Raw genomic sequence first — 17778 nt, 5'->3', positions numbered from 1 at the left:
ATAAAATAACAAAAGATCCTTAGAAAACTGTCATAATTATCCTATCAACAAAACTTTATCATGAGGCCGACATGCCGATCGACGTAGCCAACCCTGACGACGGCGAGGAGACACCGGTCATCAGCGAGCTGGCCGAATTGATTACCCCACTGGTTTATCAGCAAGGCATGACGCCTACCGCGCTAAGCGGGGTATCGCTCCTCAGTCTTGACCGCCACCAACCGCGAACGCCGCTGCTTTACCAGCCTAGTCTGATTATCATCGCCCAGGGCCGTAAGATTGGCTACCTGGGGGACAGGGAAATTCATTACGACCCGGGCCAGTATCTGGTACAAACCCTGCCATTGCCGTTCGAGTGTGAAACCTACGGCTCGCCTGAAGCGCCCTTGCTGGGGGTTTCCATTCAATTGGAGCCAGCCCTGCTCAGCGAGATGGTCACCACCATGGGCGATGCACCCAGCCACAGCCAGACCACGCTGCCCATGGCATCGGTGGCCATGACACCAGGCATGCAGGCGGCCGTATTACGTCTGGTGCATGCCCTTCATGAGCCTTCAGAGCTCAACACAATGGGCACCGCACGGATACGCGATGTGGTATTTGAGGCGCTGAAAGGAGAGCAGGGGCAGGCGCTCAAGGCATTGGTGCGCGGCCACGGACATTACGCACGCATCGTTCAAGTGCTGTCGTTGCTGCATCGCGATTTTGCCAATGATTACAGCGTTGATCAGCTAGCCCGGCAGGCGAGTATGAGTCCCTCGACGTTTCATCAGCACTTCAAACAAATTACTCGCGCATCGCCGACCCAGTACATCAAGCAACTCCGGTTGATCAAGGCCCAACAGCTGTTGCTTCAGGACGACCATAACGTCAGTCAGGCGGCACAGGCGGTGGGCTACCGTAGCGTGCCGCAATTCAGCCGCGACTATAAGCGTTATTTTGGCGACGCGCCGTTGCAGCATCGTCGCCAGGAGCAGGCCATGCGCTCTTGAGACTGTGTTATCTCGAAAAAAGGGCTATTTGGCGAATAGCTGGCTCATGTCCTTGAAGGCCTTGAACTCCAGCGCGTTACCACACGGGTCGAGCAGGAACATGGTGGCCTGCTCGCCCACTTCGCCCTTGAAACGCACATAAGGCTCAATCACGAAGTCGGTATCACGGGCCTTGAGGCGTTCTGCCAAGGCTTCCCATTCATCCCAGCCAAGCACCACACCAAAATGCGGCACCGGCACATTGTGGCCATCGACCGGATTGGTATGGACCTCTTCCTGGCCTGGCGTTTTGGGGTGTTCATGGATCACCAACTGGTGACCAAAGAAGTTGAAGTCGACCCAGTGATCGCTTGAGCGACCCTCAGACAAACCAAACACATCGTTATAAAACGCCCGCGCGGCATTCAGGTCGTAGACGGGAATCGCCAGATGAAACGGGGAAAGGCTCATGGTTATCTCCTGAAAGGTGAGTTGTGTTCATACCACTTTTGGGTTGGCTAACGCCTTGCGCCAGCCAGGCTGAATTGCCTTATCCTAGAGCGCGCCGTACAAAAATAAAATCCATTACGCGTTGATAATAGCGTTTTGAAACGATAAAAGGTGCTTCCATCAAGCGTTATAGGAATCAACAGGTGAACCCAGAAGACTTGGAAAAGCTGGTGACACGTAAAATGCCCTTCGGCAAATATGAAGGCTGGCTTATTGCCGACTTGCCCGGGCCCTACCTGAACTGGTTTGCGCGGGAGGGTTTTCCAACCGGCGAAATCGGTCAACTGCTACATTTAATGCATGAGATCGACCATAACGGCCTGAGCGGCCTGCTCGACCCACTGCGCAAAGGATAGCGTGGTTGCAACGGGTCGTTTCGAAATTCAAGCATGTCGAGATTCAAGCGCCCTGTCACGCTCAGCGATATATAACGCTTCATGTTGGCGGGCGTCGGCAGGGAAACGCCCCAGAGCCACCGCCTGATCAAAAAAGCCAGCGGCGGGAAGACCGGCACCTTGGCGACTGACGACTAATGCCGCGACCATTGGCTGACCGGCGGCCACATCCTCTTCCATGAGTTGCTCGAGCGCCTGAGCAACGCGCTGGATAGTACGGGGTGGCGTAAGCCCTAGCGCGTTCGCCACCTGCTGATAGGTCATGGGCAATGCATCGCGAGGTGCGTTTGCCAGCAATGTGCGCACCTGTTTTGCCATCGTGGTGTAGGTATCGTGCTGGGTCATCGTGGTCAGAGGCTCTCTGGTCGGGAAAACAGGCATACCGATCAATAGCTGGTTATGCTGAAGATATCCTGAATATATTAACGCTTTGAACGCTGGGAGAAAGGCATGGCAACACAATCAAGCGCTCAGCACCCGAAAGGGGGCAAATGGCCTACCCTATTGGCATGGCTGAGCGTGCTTGCTCTGCTCGGGGCCGCCATACTGATGGGCCTGGCAGGCCCCGCTTACCGTTGGGAGCTCATCGCACTCGGTGATGCCTTCAGCCTGCTGCGCTATGGTGTGTACGTGGCCGCTGCTGCCGGGGCGCTGAGCCTACTACTGCTGATCGCCGGCGCGATGACCCGCCGCTTTGGCGCGGGTGTCGTGGCGATTGTCGTCTTTTCGGGCACCGTCGCGCTGCTTTATTTGCCGTGGCAGCATTGGCAGCGTGCTCAGCAGGCACCGATGATTCATGATATTACCACCGACACGCAGAACCCACCGGCCTTTGATGCCTTGCGCGATGCCAGAGACGCCGCGCCCAACGCCGTTGATTATCCCGGTGAAGAAACCGCCCGCCAACAACAGGAAGCTTACCCTGAGGTGGAGCCTCTCGTGGTATCGGCACCAGCGCCGAGCGTTCTTGGCGCGGCTCAGGCAGAAGTGGAAGCCGCTGGCTGGCAGATTGAAACGATGACTGATAATACCATTGAGGCAACGGCCACCACCCCCTGGTTTGGCTTCAAGGATGACGTGGTGATTCGCCTGACCGAGCAGGAAAACGGCGTACGAGTGGATATGCGCTCGGCGTCGCGGCTGGGCGCAAGCGATGTCGGTACCAACGCATTACGCATTGAAACCTTCCTTGATCGCCTGGGTGAGCGATTTGAATAGAGCGTCAGTGGACCTGCTTTGCCTGTGGAATAGTGTCGCGACAAACCATCTGCTCGGCATCCAGCGACGCAATCGGCACCTCCAGATTTTGCGGTATATCCCCGCTTAACTGTAAGGCCTGGTAGCGTAGCGCACATACGCGCAAAAACGACGTGAAGTTGCCCGCATCATGCCCGGCGGCTATGGACTCGTGATACAGCCGCGTGATCATTTGCGCCGTGTTCATACCGTCACGCCGGGCAATTTCACCGAGTATCTGCCAGAAATAATTCTCCAGACGTACGCTGGTCACCATGCCGTCAATGCGCAGTGAGTGGCTGGCGCTTTGCCAAAGCGTGGGGTCTGCATCGATAAACAGTTTGCACATCACACCGTCTCTTCACCGTGATTCATGTTTCCAGCATAGCCGCCATACAGGACTACGCCCAGATAACCTGGGCGTAGGATGATCGTTGGGCGGCGATGATGTCAGCGATCCAGTACCGCCATGAACTGGGCCAGCCAGGCAGGGTGTGCAGGCCATGCGGGCGCGGTCACCAGATTGCCGTCGGTTACTGCATCGGTCACCTCCAGGTTGGCGAAGCGCCCCCCGGCAAGCTCTACCTCGGGCTGACAAGCCGGATAAGCGGAGCACTGCCTGCCGTCCAGCACCTTGGCAGCCGCTAGCAGCTGCGCACCGTGGCAGATCGCTGCTACCGGTTTATCGGCCTCGAAAAAGTGCTGCACCATGGTGAGCACTTGCTTGTTCAGGCGAAGATACTCCGGCGCACGACCACCGGGCACCACCAAGGCATCGTAATCCGCCGGATCGATATCGGCGAAGGTCGCGTTGAGCGCGAATCGGTGGCCGGGTTTTTCGGTGTAGGTCTGGTCGCCTTCGAAATCATGGATCGCCGTCGCCACGCTATCCCCCGCTTTTTTGTCGGGGCATACCGCATCTACCTGGTGGCCCACCGCCATTAGCGCCTGGAACGGCACCATGGTTTCATAATCCTCGGTGAAGTCGCCGGTAATCATTAAAATGCGCTTGCTGCTCATCTCAAGTCTCCTTGTTATCAGCAACGAGGTTATCAATCATTAATCAACAACCGCATTGCTCAAGATAGCGTTACCACGCGGAGTCGCGTGTGTATTGAGCGTAGCAAGCGTGGGTAAAAGACGGGTAGTAGGCCATTACTACACTACCCACCATCTCCACATACTGTGATGACGGTGGGTAGAGCGTACGCGTTAGCTGAGGCGAGGCGCGGCCTTTTGCTCCGGCAGTGATAAATGCCGTTGACCGGCGTCTTCACCAACCCGGAATCGGCTTACCAGCAGGTTCATGTCGCCGGCTCGCTCGTCGAGCGTCTGGCTTTCGGTTGAAGCCTCCTGCACCAGGCGGGCATTCTGGTGGGTCACCTGATCCAACTGGGCAATCGCCTGATTGATCTGCTCGATGCCGGACGACTGCTCATGGGTCGCCTGAGCGATTTCCGTCACGTAGCGCGTGACTTCACCCAGGCTATCGACGATTTCCTGGAGGTGGGTACTGGACGCGTTGACCAAGTGCTCGCCTTCGCTGACCTTGGCCACGCTGTCGTCGACCAGATGGCGAATTTGTGCCGCTTCCTCAGCGCTTCGCCCTGCCAGCTTGCGGACTTCCTGGGCCACCACGGCAAAACCGCGGCCCTGCTCGCCCGCCCGCGCCGCTTCCACCGATGCATTCAGCGCCAGCAGGTTGGTCTGAAAGGCAATATCGTCAATCGCCTTGATAATGCTGGTGATTTTTTCGCTGGATTCGCGAATGTTACCCATCGCCTCGGTGGTCCGTTGAGCGACATCGCCAGCAGAACGGGCGCGCTGGTCAACGCTGGTGCTCGCGCCTTTGGCATGATCCGCATAATCGGCGGTCTGCTTGACCGTCGCGGTGATCTGCTCAAGGCTGGAGGCGGTTTCCGCCAGCGAAGCCGCCTGTTGATCGGTACGCTGGGAAAGGTTTTCGTTACCCGAGGCAATCTGTCGGCTACTCGCGGCAATCGCCTCGGCGCTTTGGCGAATTTGCGCCACCATCCCTTCAAAGGTATCCATCATGCGGTTGAAGGCCTGGGCCGTTTGCCCGACTTCGTCGTTACGGTGCAGATCCAGGCGCATGGAAAGATCAGCGCTTTCACCGGCAGCACCGCTGATATTTTCCATCTGTCGACGCATGGTCGTCAGCGGCCCCAGTACCCGTACCATGGTACGCCAGCCGAAAATTGCCAGCAGCGTAATGACCACAAGCGTCACAACGATCAATAGCGTACGGCCTGCATTGGCCAGCGCTTCGGCCTGCGCAGCGGCAGTGTCGGCCTGCTCTACCGCGTAAGCTTCCACGTCTGTCAAGGCGTCGCCCATTTGCGCCATTGCCTGGCTGACGTTATTCAGCTCATTCTGGACCTGTGCCTGGCGGTCCAACTGCTGCTGGCGTAAGGCATAAACCGAACTGTCGTCACTGATCATCAAGCTTTCCAGCTCGACAATAATGTCATCCAGCCCGTTCACCAGTTCCATCTGCTCGGTATCGGTGCTTGGCGAACGGGTAATACCTGCCAACGACTGGCGGGCCAAACCAATTTGCTGACCAATTTGGTTATAGCGCAGATTGACCAGTTCATCTTCACTTTCGACCTGCATCAAGCGTCGCCCCAAATCGGCGAGCATCGCCACAGCAATGCGCACTTCACTGCTTAGCCGGGTGACATCGGCTTCATTGCTGAACAGGTTATCCAGCAGACCGGTAGGCAATGTTGTCATTCCGTCCTGGCGCCAGGCATTCAGGCGGTCTTCAAGCGCACGTTGTTCACGCACCTGAACCAGCGCGGTCCTTCCGGCAATATCGCCGGCACTGTTCATGACCTCGCCGATCAGCGCCTGCATCTCGGCGAGCTTTTCATCCATCTGTGCTTGCAGGGCAAGCTCTTCCTGACGAACGTTTTGCAGTGAAGTATCGCTCTCCAGCAGGGTCTGGTAGTGCTCATCGAGAGCGGCCAACTGGCTTGACTGGGTTTCGGCATCGTCGGCAGCCAGGTCATTGCGCGCCTGGCTGAAACGCTCATCAAGCGTCTCCCGCGGGGTAATGTCAGCCATGTCAGCTTCGCTTTCAGCCGCCAGCAGATCGGCATGACGCTGGCCAAAAGCGCCCATCGTCGACACCATTTCGCGACTGGCATTCTGCAATGGCATCACATCATTGGTGATGTAACGCTGTGAGTCGATCAAGCGCTGATTGGTTGCCCAGCCGGTGACGGCCAGTACAACGGCACCGATAACGGCGGCCAGAAACAGGCCTATCAACATGGCACGTAAACTGAGTGTTTTTTTCATTAGACTAGCTTCGCTCGTATCAGGGTAAATGACGTAATAGCGGCGGGTATGAGCGTTAGCGCAGCAGCGTTGACCACTCGACTAACTCGAATTGGCCATCGGTAATAATCGTCGGCCAGACACTGTCACTGGCCTGGTGATCGTCAGGCCCCAGATGCAGCGGCTCCTCAAGGCCGATATCGATCTCGCCAAGACCAAGCAGGCCGTCAACAATGGCTTCTCGATCCGGCGAATCACCTGCCGCCTTAACCCCTTCCACAAACAGTTTTGCCGCCAGATAACCTTCCAGGGAAACAAAGTCGGGTTCACTGCCATCGGCATACGCATCAAGCGCCTGGCGATATTCGTCGACCGCCGGCAGATCAGAATCCAGTGGCGGTACAACCTGAGTCACGATCACGCCGTCTGCCTGGTCACCCAGCTCGTTCAACAGCGCCTGGCTGCCGACGAAGGACACATTGAGGAATACGGCGTCGGGCATATCCTGGCGGGCTTCGCGAATAAAGTCGGCGGCGGGGCCATAGGTACCCACGATAATCACCGCCTTGGGTGTTTCAGCAGCTTGCAGAATGGTGGCCAGCCCCTGATGGACATTGCGGGTACCGCGAGAAAAGCGGCCATGGGCCAGGTTATCGGTGCCGGTAAAGCCCTGCGCCTCAAGCGCTTGCTTGGCTCCGTTATAGCCCGCGTCACCAAAGCTGTCGTTTTGGGTAAAAAAGGCAATCTCTTGGGGCTCGATGCCTGCCTCTATCAGGCCATCCACCATGGCGGCGGTTTCCTGCACATAGCTTGCGCGGTAGTTGATGACATAACGGTCGGGAGGCGATTTGCGTAGCACTCCCGCGCCGGTAAAAGCGCCGAACAGCAGCGTCTCGGCTTCGTTGTAAATCGGTATGGTGACGGTAGCGGTGGGAGTGCCCACATTACCGATCGCTGCCAGGACATCCTCGTCCTGGACGACTTCGCGGGTATGACGAGCAGCGCTGAGCGGGTCATACCGGTCATCAAAGGCGGCAAGCGTCAGCGTTTCGCCATTGACGCCTCCGGACGCGTTGACTTCAGCGAAGTAGGTGTCGATACCTTTTTTCATGCCCTGCCCAAGCGATGCGGCCGGCCCGCTGTCGGGTGCTACAATGGCAAACTTGAGTTCCGCGTGGGCTGTCGAAATCGACACCACACTCGCCAGTAACGCTATCCAAAATCGTCGCATTGCCCCCTCCTTTATCTGCTTGCCCGCTTTATTGCCGAGTACAGCTTGATTGCCAGGCACGGCTGTCTCAGCACTTTTTTTAAGAACACTTTTAAAAACATTTCTAAAAACATTTTTAAAACAGTGTTATAGCGCTGTAGAGGTCACCACGCATAACCACTGCGTGATCACCCCCCAACAGTTCTATCGGCCGCAGAATATAGGACTAAAGGACAATTATCCTTAATTTCTAAGTAAACATTGTAGCGAAGTATGTAAACAAACGTTTGTTAAGCAGGGTCTGATTCATTCGTTGCCAGCTTAGCGGGGGCGTTGCAGCGCGAAACGGTCGGTGGTGCGAACATAGTCACTACCTGCCAGTCGACCCACAGGGTTGAGTATTTCCAGGCTGACGTGTCGACCGTCCCAGACATCGTCGTCAAGATGCAGGGAGATCACGTTGGCAAGCACCAGATTGCCTGACATGGGCTGGTCACCAAAGCGAATGATGTCGCGCAGTCGGCAACCGAACGCAACCGGCGCGTTGGCAATGCGGGGGACCGACACACCGGGCATGGCGGCTTTTTCAAGTCCTGCCAGGGTGAATTCATCCTCGCCGGGTGGCAGGCTTGCGCTGGTGGTATTGAGCGCGTCGACCAATGCTTCGCTACCGACATGCACCACACACTCGGGATTCTCTTCCAGGTTACGCACGGTATCCTTGCTGCGGCCCTGGCCGTTCTGTAACGGCGAGAACCCCAGCACGGGCGGATCGACGCTGACGACATTGAAGAAAGAAAAAGGGGCAAGATTGGCATTGCCCTGGCGGTCCTGGGTCGCTACCCAGGCAATCGGGCGAGGGCAAACCGAGCCGGATAGCAGCCGATACAGAGTGCCCGCTTCAAGCGGCGTTTCGTCGAGCAAATAATGCATGGCGTTTCCTCATCGCAGACAAAAGGAGTCATCACGCTACCACACCCAGCTAATACGCAAAGACATGTTACCCTTGGCATGTCAGTATTAGCCGCCGTTTTGTTATCTCCAAGAGGTTTACGATACCTGTGACTTCATCCCTCCCTGACCGTCCGCTCTCCCCCTGTCGTCAGATCTGCCGCATAGAACCGACCCAATCACTTTGTGAAGGTTGCGGGCGACGTCTGGATGAAATCGCTTGCTGGGGGCAGATGACCGAGGCCGACAAGGCCCCGGTGTGGCAACGTATTGAGGCCGAAGGCTATGTCGTCTCTGACGGTAATTCAGCGCGTGGCGGGTGATGGCGATCGCTCAGGATGTGGTGAAGCTCACCGCAGTTAACCAGGGGATCATCGCAGTTGATCACGATATCCGAGTGCGCCAGCACGTAACTGCGCCCGGTAATGGTGTTCTCCACCACCTGATAAGCGCCTTCCTGGTGGGTATCGATGAAGGTGCCGATAAAGCCTGTATCGCGCAGTGACACGGTTTCCAGCTTGTCACCTTGCCTGAGTCGTCCTTCGTAATGCATCAACGCCAGCCGCGCGGACGTTCCCGTACCGGTGGTGCTGCGGCAAATAACGCCGGGATGCACGTAGGTCGTTGAGCGGGAACGCACATAACCTTCGGCGACCTGTTCTTCAGGCCCCATGAAGTGCAGGAACGGCAGCGGTCCGACATCCCCCAGGGTGTAGTGGGAAAAACCGCGCTCAGCCTTGATGGCTTCCACGATTTTATGCGCGCAAAGCGCCAACGCCGACTCTTCTTCCAGGGTCAACTTGAAGCCTAATTCAGCCGCATCCACCAGCGCATAAAAGCCACCGCTATAGGCAACCGAGTAGGTCACGGGGCCGATGCCGGGCACGTCGATCGTCTCACGGTAGGTGTCGATATAGCTCGGTAGACCGCCACAGGTGACCGACTCTACGACCCCGTCATGTACCTTGGCCTCTACCTGCACCAGGCCGGCGGGGGCTTCGAGCTTGAAGCGCTGGATGCCTTCCTGCTTGGGTACGATACCGCTTTCCAGCACTGCCGTGGCGGTGCACAAGGTGTTGGACCCCGAATAGATCGGATAGCCCATGACTTCCATGATGATATAACCGGCGACGGCTTCCGGGTCGTTGGGTGGCACCAGCAGGTCTACGGACATCTCGGGAATGCCGTAGGGCTCTTCAAGCAACAGCCGACGCAGGCCGTCGGCATCATCGCGCAGATACTCCATCTGCTCGCGGACGCTATTGCCCGGAAGGTGATCAATACCCCCCGTTACAATACGGCTGACATCGCCTCCCGCGTGGGTGTCCATTAACTGGATGGTATGTTGAGTATTCATTCGCCGGACTCTTTGCAGTTAGGAAGCGTTAAGGGCAAACGGAGCGCCATGGGACTCCCATTGGCTATCCGGGACAATCACGATCTTGCCAAGATAGTTACTGCCACGATTGACGAAATAGCGCTCGGCGTCATGGAGTTCGGACAGTTTGAAGGCCGCATGCAACACCGGCTTCAACTCGCCGCTACGAATCCAGGCAATGAGCTGTTCGGCCTCTTCCCGCGTGCCGTGAGAGACCCCAAAGATCTGCACCTGGTAGAGGTAGATGCGCGTCCACATGACCTCGCTGAGATTGCCGCCGCTGGCCCCGGCGATGGAAAGCCGCGGGTAACGTTTACGGTGCTGCATGTCGACAATCATGGTATCGATGAACAGGTTGGTCATCTCACCGCCAACCAGGTCCATCACCGCGTCGATGGGCTGGCCGTCGGTGGTAGCCAGCACGCGATCGACAAAGGTGGGTAAATCGCCGCGGTCGATCACCGCCTCGGCCCCCAGGGCGAGAAGTGCATCGGCTTTATCGGGTTGACTGACGGCGTAGGGAATCGCGCCGACTACCCGGCAAAGCTGAATCAGCGCCGTCCCCACCCCGCCGCTTGCGCCGGTGACCAGCACACGCTCTCCGGCGCCGATCCCGGCGGATGTCATCATGTGGTAGGCCGTCTGGTAGGAACACATCCCCATGGCGGCAAGCTCGGCATCGTGCAGCGCCGGGTTGGGCACGTGGTGAAACTGGTCAGACGGTACGGCGATGTACTCGGCATAGCCACCATCGGCCCCGTGGCCATAGTAATCCGGGGTCAGGTTGATATCACGGCGATCATCGGCATACAGATTGAAATCCAGAAGCCCCCGCTCACCGATCCGCGAAGCATCAACGCCCTCGCCCACCGCCACGACACGGCCCGCCACATCGGCGCCCTGAATGCGTGGGAACGTCAGCGTGGGCTCACCGCCCATGGCAAACGAGGTCACGTCGCCCTTGTCCTTGGTAGGGTACAGTCCCTCGCGGGCCTTACGATCGGTATTGTTCTTAGCCGTCGCCGTGACCTGCACCAGGACCTGGCCTGCCTGGGGTTTGGGGGTCGCCACATCCTGACGGTACTCAAGCTTTTCGATACCGCCATGCCCGGTTAGCAGCATGGCCGCCATGGTTGTCGGCGGCGTTGAACTAGCATTTGCGTCTGCCATTCGCTGGGCTCCTCTCGACTAAGAGATAAAGATGTTGTGCCTGATAATGACCATAACAAACTTTTGTGTCGTCTCCATCAGGCCACGCTGGATGTCAAAACCAGTGCTTGCGCTTGAATAGCCAGATCAGCATCCCACCGATACCCAGCATTACCCCCCAGACAAAGAAATAGCCGTAGCGATAGCCAAGCTCGGGCATATACTCGAAATTCATGCCGTAGATACCGGCAATAAAGGTGAGTGGTACAAAGATAGCGGTAATCACCGTCAGCACGCGCATGGTGATGTTGAGCTGGTGCGATGAAATCGAAATGTAGCCATCGACCAGATCGCCGCAGATGTCGTAATACATTTGCGTGAGCGTATAGAGCCGCTCAAAGCGCTCTTCCACGTCGGTAATCGCGTGGAGGGTGTCGCTTTTATCACGCGGCAGGTGGGCATAGTCGTAGGCGGTCAGTTCCTGGGTAATCCCCTTGTGGTAGCTGAAGATTCGACGCATTTTCACCAGCCGCGAGCGGTAGGCGGTTATACGCCGCATCAATACGTCATTGCCGTTATCCAGCAGTTCATCTTCCAGATCGCTGAGCGCCACTTCGAATTCCAGCAGGCTATCGATGTAATACCCGGCCGACAGGTACATCACCCGCAGTGCCACATGCTCTGGGGAGTGAGCCAGTAGTGCACTGCCCTGCTCATTGAACAGACGCTTGATGCTTAACGCTTCGCCCGGGTGAAGGGTGACCAGGAAGCGCTCACCGACAAAAAAGCTCACTTGCTGGGGCACGAAGTTCAACTGGGCATCAAACGAGGAGATACCGCGGTAAATGATCAGTGTGTGGTGATCGAACTCTTCGATTTTGGGTGGATGGCGCTCTTTATGCGCATCCTGAATGGCCATCGGGTGGCATTCAAAGTCTTCCAAAAAGCGCTGCTCGACGGCTTGGCTTTCGCCTTGCATATCCACCCAGATATGACTGCCCGGGGTTTGTCGCCACAGGTCGATCAGCTTTGCGTCGCCTTCGTGTACTTCACCTTCGGGGGTCGTTAACAGCGTCCGAATCATGATCGTCCCTGATGGTTAACTGATGACGTTTTGGCAGACACCTTCATGCGGGCGCGTCAGCCATACAGGCCTGTGCTTTACCGGCATGTTTGGCGTTATACATGGCAACGTCGGCGCGTTTGAGCAGTTCCAGTGCCGTTTCACTTACGTCTGGCTTATAGAGCGCCACGCCAATGCTGGCGCTGACATGCACCTCCGCCTCCTGCAGCTGTACGGGCTGCTCGAGGGTATCAATCAACTGCCGGGCAAGCCGCTCGGCGGCATCGAGGGCGATGTTTTCCAGCAGCACGACGAACTCATCTCCGGCCCAGCGGGCTACATAGTCGGTTTCACGCACGGCGGCGCTTAGACGTTTGGCGATTTCACGCAGCAGTTCGTCACCGGCTGCATGGCCATGCAGATCATTGACGGCCTTGAACCCATCGAGATCCATGAACAGCACCGCAAGAGCCGTTTGCTGGCGCCGGGTGCGCGCCATCGCCTCTGGCAACCGCTCATCCAGGGCCCGCCTGTTGGGCAGTTGGGTAAGTGCGTCTTCACGGGCTTCCAGATCGCGCAGGCGCTCGAGCTGTATGCGCTCGGTAACATCGTGGAGAAACAGGCTGCGCTGCCTGCGTCCCTCTATATCGAGCGACTTGATGCGCATTTCCACCGGCAATGAGCTGCCGTCACGACGTGCAGCGTAGTAGGTGACGGGCGTCTGCTGGTCGCCTTCCGGCATGCCATCAGGAAAGATCAAATGCTCAATGGAGCGCGCCAGTGCTTCCCTGCGCGTCCAGCCAAACATCGTCGTCGCGGCTCGATTCCAGTCCAGCACAAGGTCGTTATCGTCAATGCTGATATAGGCATCATAGGCCGACTCGATCACCAGGTTCAGCTCTCGGGTGCGCCGCTCAATCTGGTTTTCAAGATCCAGGTGCAGCGCTTCGAGAGATGACTGGGATGCTTCCCGGCGCTGCTTTTCAAACAGGAACCGCTCACGCAGGTGAATTTCATCAGTAACAATCGATCCAAGATCTTTAAGCGCGTTGATCTCGGCGTCGCTAAGCCGACGTGGCCTTGTGTCCACGGCACACAGCGACCCCAACGCCAACCCCTTTGATGTGCGCAGCGGAATACCCGCGTAAAAACGCACTCCGCCTGGCACGGTCACCAGCGGATTATCGGCAAAACGCGGATCTTCTCGGGTATCTTCAACAATCAGCGGCGCAGATTCCGCAATGGTATGGGCGCAGAAAGCCACGCTACGTGATGTTTCACGAAGCTCAGTTCCCACACGAGATTTTATCCATTGCCGCTTGGCGTCAATCAGCGTGACGGTCGAGGTCGGTACATTCAGTAATTGGGTGACCAGACGCGTCACCCGGTCGAATGCGGGTTCTTCCGGCGTGTCCAGCAGCGCCAATTCGTAAAGCGCCGCCAGCCGAGCCTCTTCGTCGGGAAGAATAGGGTAGTTCATTGACTGTGGCCCATGACGGTAGACGATAACCAACCATCATAACGTGATCAGCCATGCTTTGCCCAAGATGCCCGATGACCAACCACTTTCGCCCAGCTAACACTTACCAGTGTAGAAGCACATAACGCACCGAGGAAAGGACCCAGCGTGGGAATACCAGCAGGGAAAGTCGCCGCCATGAGACCCGCTGCAAGGCTACCACTGGCCAGCCAGCCGGGTAACACGGCGCCTAAAAGCCCTGCAATACCGCCGCCGATCGCAGCCGCGGTGGACATCCGCTTCCATAGCCCCAGCAATACCGGTACGACAATCGCGGCACACAGCAAGTCGGCGATCAGGAATAGCCGCAATACGGAAAGCCCCTGAAGGGCGATGATCACCACCGGCACCATCAGCACAACGGTCCACCAGCGCGCCGTGGTCAGCGACCTGCCCTGCTGCTCATGCTGGGAGACTATCAGCGAGGCAATCGCGTTCTGTAGCGTATCGACACTGGACGCCACCAGTGTCACCGCCAGCACCAGGGCCAGCATGGCGAGCCACGACGGCGCATTTCCCAGCAGAGCAAAAAACGGGATTGGCGGCTCACCCAGCGCAACGCCACTCATCGCGGCAAGCATCCCCAGGCCGCCGATGACCATCACCACAGCGACGGTCATGCCACCCCCCAGCCAGGCCCCCTGGCCCAGACTGCGTGAATCCTGCGCGGCCCACACTCGCTGCCAGTAACCCTGGTGGAAAAGGTTAGCCGCGGTGACAGCAATGACCAGTGTCACCGCTACACTCAGCGCGTCGACCAATGGGGCACTCGGCATCGACGATACGTCTGGCATGGCGGGTAAATAGGTGAAGGCAACACTGCTGACGATAAGCAGCAGAGCGATCAACAGCCAGGCCTGCCAACGGTCGGTGGCAAGGCTCGCCCTCAGCCCGCCAAGCACGGTATAGGCAAGCGTGCTCAAAGCGACACCGAGGACAACCAAAGCGGGCGGCACATCGGAAAGTAATGCGGTAATCGCACCAATCGCCGTCAGCTCTGCAGCGAGAAAGCAGGCCATATAGGCCACTGACACCAGTGACACCCAGCGCCGCACGCTGGTGCCGTAGCATGCCTGGGCAAACTCGGCGATGCTTCTGCCTTCGGGCAGTGCGCGGCGGATGGCCGGCCCATAAAGGCCCAATACGATAAATGGCAATGCCGAACCGATGGCATAACCCGCAAGCGCCACGGGGCCAACAAAGGCGCCGATTTCCGGCGGGGCAAACAGAATCCATGCCCCCATCCCGGAGGCAAGAAACGACAGTCCGAGGGTCGCTCCGGACTGGGAATTGCGGGCCGTAATGTAATCATCGACCGTGCCACCGGCCCAGCGAGCCCGCAGGCCTAGGATGATGAAAACGCCAAGTGCCGCGGCAAGCGCAGCTGAAGTCAGGTAGGGCATGTCGCACTTCCTCCGCCGGTATCATCCGGATCAGGTTCCAGGGTCAGCGCAAGCGCACTCTCAGCCTCTTCGAGGCCCCCCTGGCGACAGTGTGTGAAAGATCGTTATGAACAGGTATTATTCTCAACGAGAATCGCACCAACGTAAAGTGGCGCGCGCATGCCATAACGCGCAAGCACTCGGTGCTTCACACGGCCGAGGGCTTTCAATCCGCGTCATCGCTCGCCATACTCCGTAGGTGCTCTAATAACGTTATAGAAACCGTGCGCCCAGAGCGACACGGTTCGCTCAACGGGAAATCTCTAATGCGCTATACAGAAGCCAAGGAACATACGCCGGGCAGGCTCCACGCCTTGTTTGCTGACCCTTACAATGCGTTTGAAAACGATACGGATGAGCGACAGTTACATCTGCATATTGCGCTTTACTTGCTGTTGGCACGCCCCATGGAGCGTGGCTTGATGACGTTGAGAGTCATCCATGGATGGGAGAACGGCGGTTTCGAGCCGGATGACTTGCAGCATGCCGACTACGCCATTCACAACGTGGCTGATTTTAAACGCGCAGTCAGCACCTTTACTCAGGCTTCAAAAGACAACGTCGCCCTTCCGGCCGCCCGTGATGACCTGCTGGCCAGCCCGCTAGACGATGCGATCGCCAATGCCGAGGCAGACGGGCAAACGCTGGATGAAGAAACGCGCACTATTCCGGCCCGCTGGCCTGCTTTTGAAGGCGGTTTGGCACTTTATACGCTGTTCAAGATGTACCACCGCCTGGTATACGGCGAGGACGAAGCGTACCGCTGCACCCAGTGCTATACCGCCCAAGGGCTGCGCGAGATTCACGAATTTCATCTTGAAGAAGGCGAGTTTGCACTGCTGGTGCCAACCGGCAAGCATTTTGCCAGCGAGCCTTCAATGCTGGTGCTGCACGAGAGTCAGCTTGATCCGATTGAACGGCTGCTGGAGGAGAGTTTACCGCTGTTCCAGGATTTTTAGTCCTCGCATTGACGTTCCCTCGGCCCATTCAGGCCGAGGGAAATATCGTTTGGCGAGTGACATCAGCCAAGTGAGATGGTGCTATTGATACCGCTGGAGACGTTTTCCGGCTCAAACCAGCGTGCTGTCACGGTCTTGGTCTGCGTCCAGAAAGCAATCGCCTGCTTGCCGTTGGGACCCAGGTCACCAAGCTTCGAGCCTCGCGAACCGGTAAAGCTGAAATAGGCCACCGGCACCGGGATCGGTACGTTGATGCCGATCTGCCCCACATCGATATCGTTTTCAAAGCGCCGCGCCACCCATCCGGAGTTGGTAAAGATCGAGGTGCCGTTGCCGTTGGGGTTGGCATTGATGAACGCGATGGCATCATCCAGGGTTGCCACGCTGACCACGCAGAGTACCGGGCCAAAGATCTCTTCCCGGTAGATGGACATGTCTGCCGTCACGTCGGCAAATAACGTCGGCCCGACAAAATTACCTTCCGGATATCCATCAACCGAGCAGCCTCGCCCGTCGACCATTAATCTGGCGCCCTCTTTTTCACCTGCGCCAATCAAACGCTCGACGCGCTCCTTGGCCTGAGGGGATACCAGCGGGCCCAAGTCAGCGTCGCGCTGGGTGCCAGGCCCGACTTTCATGCCACGAGCGCCTTCCACAATATCGTCGAGCCATTCACGGGCTTCCCCCACCAGGACCACCACCGAGTTGGCCATGCAACGCTGCCCGGCCGCCCCAAAGGCAGAGCCCAGAAGGCTGTCGATCGCCTGACTGCGATTGGCATCGGGCATGACCACGCAATGGTTCTTGGCGCCCATCATCGCCTGCATGCGTTTACCCGCCGCGGCGGCGCGGTTATACAGCAGCGAGCCTACGTGGGATGAGCCAATGAACGACAGCGCCTTGATCGCCTGATGATCGGCGATCTGGTTCGCCACCTCGGGGCCGCCGTGAACCACATTCAATACGCCCGCCGGAATGCCCGCTTCGTGGGCAAGCTCCACCAGGCGCATGGTCGAGCTGGGATCCTGCTCCGAGGGTTTCAGCACGAAGGTATTACCGGTCGCAATGGCCAGCGGGAACATGAAACAGGGCAGCATGATCGGGAAGTTGAAAGCAGTAATGCCCGCCCCGACACCCAGCGGGTGGTGCATGGTGTAGACATCGACCTCGTTGGCGGCATTATTGGCCAGTTCTCCCAACTGGAGTGAGGTAATGGAGCAGGCATGCTCGACCACCTCCAGTCCGCGCCCGACCTCGCCTTCAGCATCCGGCAGGGTTTTGCCGTGCTCTTCTGTAATCAACGCCGCCAACTCTGGGGTGTGCTCGCGAATCAGCGCCTGTAGCTTGAGCATGATGCGCATCCGTTTACCCAGCGGTACCTTGCGCCACTCCTTGAAGGCCATTTCAGCGCTGGCAATGGCGCGCTCGACTTCGTCGGCGGTGCAGAAAGGCACGCGAGCGACGACTTCCTGGGTAGCGGGATTCACCACATCACGCCATTCCTGGCTCTGGGACATGACGGGCTGACCATCGATAAACATGGGGATATCGCGAATGGGCATGGCGTTGCTCCTGTTGTCATTGTGTTAGAAAGTTGACGTAAACGTAAACGCGTTATTGCACGAGTAAACAGAATCTCGCGCGCGGCGTCAATTAGCCTTTCCATCACGACGTGCTGCTGGCAATGCG

The 17778-nt window shown here is 57.7% G+C and carries 18 protein-coding genes and 1 riboswitch; of the genes, 5 read left to right on the top strand and 13 right to left on the bottom strand.

Features of this window, described 5'->3' with window-relative positions:
- Positions 1–71 precede the first annotated feature (71 nt).
- A complete protein-coding gene (locus IT895_RS04525) occupies positions 72–992 on the top strand; it encodes an AraC family transcriptional regulator (RefSeq protein WP_199284826.1) in 921 nt (306 codons plus the stop codon).
- Positions 993–1016: 24 nt separating this feature from the next.
- On the opposite strand, the gene IT895_RS04520 is transcribed toward IT895_RS04525, so the two are convergent.
- Positions 1017–1442, bottom strand: a complete 426-nt coding sequence (locus tag IT895_RS04520; RefSeq protein ID WP_066321605.1) for a VOC family protein — start codon at positions 1440–1442, stop codon at positions 1017–1019.
- Positions 1443–1624: 182 nt separating this feature from the next.
- Here IT895_RS04520 and IT895_RS04515 point away from each other — a divergent pair, with 182 nt between their 5' ends.
- On the top strand, positions 1625–1837 hold the full coding sequence (locus IT895_RS04515; protein ID WP_085917834.1) for a DUF3820 family protein: 213 nt from the start codon (positions 1625–1627) through the stop codon (positions 1835–1837).
- A 27-nt stretch (positions 1838–1864) separates the two neighbouring features.
- On the opposite strand, the gene IT895_RS04510 is transcribed toward IT895_RS04515, so the two are convergent.
- Positions 1865–2221, bottom strand: a complete 357-nt coding sequence (locus IT895_RS04510) for a hypothetical protein (protein ID WP_233337367.1) — start codon at positions 2219–2221, stop codon at positions 1865–1867.
- Positions 2222–2326: 105 nt separating this feature from the next.
- On the opposite strand from IT895_RS04510, the gene IT895_RS04505 reads away from it, so the two are divergent.
- On the top strand, positions 2327–3094 hold the full coding sequence (locus IT895_RS04505) for a DUF1499 domain-containing protein (RefSeq protein WP_199284825.1): 768 nt from the start codon (positions 2327–2329) through the stop codon (positions 3092–3094).
- 4 nt (positions 3095–3098) lie between these two features.
- Here the strand turns inward: IT895_RS04505 and IT895_RS04500 are convergent, their stop codons facing one another.
- The 5 genes from IT895_RS04500 to IT895_RS04480 all read right to left on the bottom strand — a co-directional run bounded on the left by IT895_RS04500 (position 3099) and on the right by IT895_RS04480 (position 8561).
- Positions 3099–3461 carry a ribbon-helix-helix domain-containing protein gene (locus IT895_RS04500; RefSeq protein WP_085917836.1) on the bottom strand — a complete coding sequence of 121 codons (363 nt, stop codon included), beginning with the start codon at positions 3459–3461 and terminating at the stop codon, positions 3099–3101.
- Between the two features lie 101 nt (positions 3462–3562).
- Positions 3563–4132 (bottom strand): DJ-1/PfpI family protein, encoded by a 570-nt coding sequence (locus tag IT895_RS04495; RefSeq protein ID WP_085917837.1) that lies wholly within the window; start codon positions 4130–4132, stop codon positions 3563–3565.
- Between the two features lie 192 nt (positions 4133–4324).
- The gene (locus IT895_RS04490; protein WP_199284824.1) at positions 4325–6439 is read right to left on the bottom strand and encodes a methyl-accepting chemotaxis protein; all 2115 of its coding nucleotides are present in this window, start codon (positions 6437–6439) and stop codon (positions 4325–4327) included.
- 55 nt (positions 6440–6494) lie between these two features.
- Positions 6495–7649 carry an ABC transporter substrate-binding protein gene (locus tag IT895_RS04485; protein ID WP_085917839.1) on the bottom strand — a complete coding sequence of 385 codons (1155 nt, stop codon included), beginning with the start codon at positions 7647–7649 and terminating at the stop codon, positions 6495–6497.
- A gap of 300 nt (positions 7650–7949) precedes the next feature.
- Entirely contained in the window at positions 7950–8561 is a 612-nt protein-coding gene (locus IT895_RS04480; protein WP_085917840.1) for a flavin reductase family protein, read from the bottom strand.
- Between the two features lie 128 nt (positions 8562–8689).
- On the opposite strand from IT895_RS04480, the gene IT895_RS04475 reads away from it, so the two are divergent.
- Positions 8690–8902: a DUF1289 domain-containing protein gene (locus IT895_RS04475; RefSeq protein ID WP_199284823.1), complete on the top strand. Its 213-nt coding sequence runs from the start codon at positions 8690–8692 to the stop codon at positions 8900–8902.
- Here IT895_RS04475 and IT895_RS04470 read toward each other — a convergent pair.
- From IT895_RS04470 to IT895_RS04450, 5 genes are all read right to left on the bottom strand, one after another.
- The gene (locus tag IT895_RS04470; protein WP_199284822.1) at positions 8863–9936 is read right to left on the bottom strand and encodes a proline racemase family protein; all 1074 of its coding nucleotides are present in this window, start codon (positions 9934–9936) and stop codon (positions 8863–8865) included. The genes IT895_RS04475 and IT895_RS04470 overlap by 40 nt on opposite strands.
- A gap of 18 nt (positions 9937–9954) precedes the next feature.
- Positions 9955–11127, bottom strand: a complete 1173-nt coding sequence (locus IT895_RS04465) for an alcohol dehydrogenase catalytic domain-containing protein (protein ID WP_233337366.1) — start codon at positions 11125–11127, stop codon at positions 9955–9957.
- Positions 11128–11221: 94 nt separating this feature from the next.
- A complete protein-coding gene (locus IT895_RS04460; RefSeq protein ID WP_085917843.1) occupies positions 11222–12190 on the bottom strand; it encodes a magnesium transporter CorA family protein in 969 nt (322 codons plus the stop codon).
- A 43-nt stretch (positions 12191–12233) separates the two neighbouring features.
- Positions 12234–13649: a diguanylate cyclase domain-containing protein gene (locus tag IT895_RS04455; protein ID WP_199284821.1), complete on the bottom strand. Its 1416-nt coding sequence runs from the start codon at positions 13647–13649 to the stop codon at positions 12234–12236.
- Positions 13650–13696: 47 nt separating this feature from the next.
- Positions 13697–15091, bottom strand: a complete 1395-nt coding sequence (locus IT895_RS04450; protein WP_199284820.1) for a sodium:solute symporter family transporter — start codon at positions 15089–15091, stop codon at positions 13697–13699.
- Positions 15081–15183: riboswitch (TPP riboswitch) on the bottom strand. Its footprint overlaps the gene before it by 11 nt.
- A gap of 213 nt (positions 15184–15396) precedes the next feature.
- Between IT895_RS04450 and IT895_RS04445 the strand changes: the two genes are divergently transcribed.
- A complete protein-coding gene (locus IT895_RS04445; RefSeq protein WP_085917846.1) occupies positions 15397–16089 on the top strand; it encodes a hypothetical protein in 693 nt (230 codons plus the stop codon).
- 62 nt (positions 16090–16151) lie between these two features.
- Here IT895_RS04445 and IT895_RS04440 read toward each other — a convergent pair whose 3' ends face one another.
- Positions 16152–17651: a CoA-acylating methylmalonate-semialdehyde dehydrogenase gene (locus IT895_RS04440; protein ID WP_199284819.1), complete on the bottom strand. Its 1500-nt coding sequence runs from the start codon at positions 17649–17651 to the stop codon at positions 16152–16154.
- Between the last annotated feature and the right edge of the window lie 127 nt (positions 17652–17778).

Source organism: Halomonas sp. A40-4 (genome assembly GCF_015767635.1).
GTDB lineage: Bacteria > Pseudomonadota > Gammaproteobacteria > Pseudomonadales > Halomonadaceae > Vreelandella > Vreelandella janggokensis.
This window is presented reverse-complemented; position numbering and strand designations above follow the sequence as displayed.

Excerpts from the sequence above, each read along its gene's own strand:
- IT895_RS04505 (WP_199284825.1), top strand. The coding sequence starts at position 2,327 with ATGGCAACACAATCAAGCGCTCAGCACCCGAAAGGGGGCAAATGGCCT.
- IT895_RS04450 (WP_199284820.1), bottom strand. The coding sequence starts at position 15,091 with ATGCCCTACCTGACTTCAGCTGCGCTTGCCGCGGCACTTGGCGTTTTC.
- IT895_RS04445 (WP_085917846.1), top strand. The coding sequence starts at position 15,397 with ATGCGCTATACAGAAGCCAAGGAACATACGCCGGGCAGGCTCCACGCC.
- IT895_RS04490 (WP_199284824.1), bottom strand. The coding sequence starts at position 6,439 with ATGAAAAAAACACTCAGTTTACGTGCCATGTTGATAGGCCTGTTTCTG.
- IT895_RS04525 (WP_199284826.1), top strand. The coding sequence starts at position 72 with ATGCCGATCGACGTAGCCAACCCTGACGACGGCGAGGAGACACCGGTC.
- IT895_RS04470 (WP_199284822.1), bottom strand. The coding sequence starts at position 9,936 with ATGAATACTCAACATACCATCCAGTTAATGGACACCCACGCGGGAGGC.
- IT895_RS04480 (WP_085917840.1), bottom strand. The coding sequence starts at position 8,561 with ATGCATTATTTGCTCGACGAAACGCCGCTTGAAGCGGGCACTCTGTAT.
- IT895_RS04455 (WP_199284821.1), bottom strand. The coding sequence starts at position 13,649 with ATGAACTACCCTATTCTTCCCGACGAAGAGGCTCGGCTGGCGGCGCTT.
- IT895_RS04465 (WP_233337366.1), bottom strand. The coding sequence starts at position 11,127 with ATGGCAGACGCAAATGCTAGTTCAACGCCGCCGACAACCATGGCGGCC.
- IT895_RS04510 (WP_233337367.1), bottom strand. The coding sequence starts at position 2,221 with ATGACCCAGCACGATACCTACACCACGATGGCAAAACAGGTGCGCACA.
- IT895_RS04460 (WP_085917843.1), bottom strand. The coding sequence starts at position 12,190 with ATGATTCGGACGCTGTTAACGACCCCCGAAGGTGAAGTACACGAAGGC.
- IT895_RS04520 (WP_066321605.1), bottom strand. The coding sequence starts at position 1,442 with ATGAGCCTTTCCCCGTTTCATCTGGCGATTCCCGTCTACGACCTGAAT.
- IT895_RS04500 (WP_085917836.1), bottom strand. The coding sequence starts at position 3,461 with ATGTGCAAACTGTTTATCGATGCAGACCCCACGCTTTGGCAAAGCGCC.
- IT895_RS04440 (WP_199284819.1), bottom strand. The coding sequence starts at position 17,651 with ATGCCCATTCGCGATATCCCCATGTTTATCGATGGTCAGCCCGTCATG.
- IT895_RS04485 (WP_085917839.1), bottom strand. The coding sequence starts at position 7,649 with ATGCGACGATTTTGGATAGCGTTACTGGCGAGTGTGGTGTCGATTTCG.
- IT895_RS04495 (WP_085917837.1), bottom strand. The coding sequence starts at position 4,132 with ATGAGCAGCAAGCGCATTTTAATGATTACCGGCGACTTCACCGAGGAT.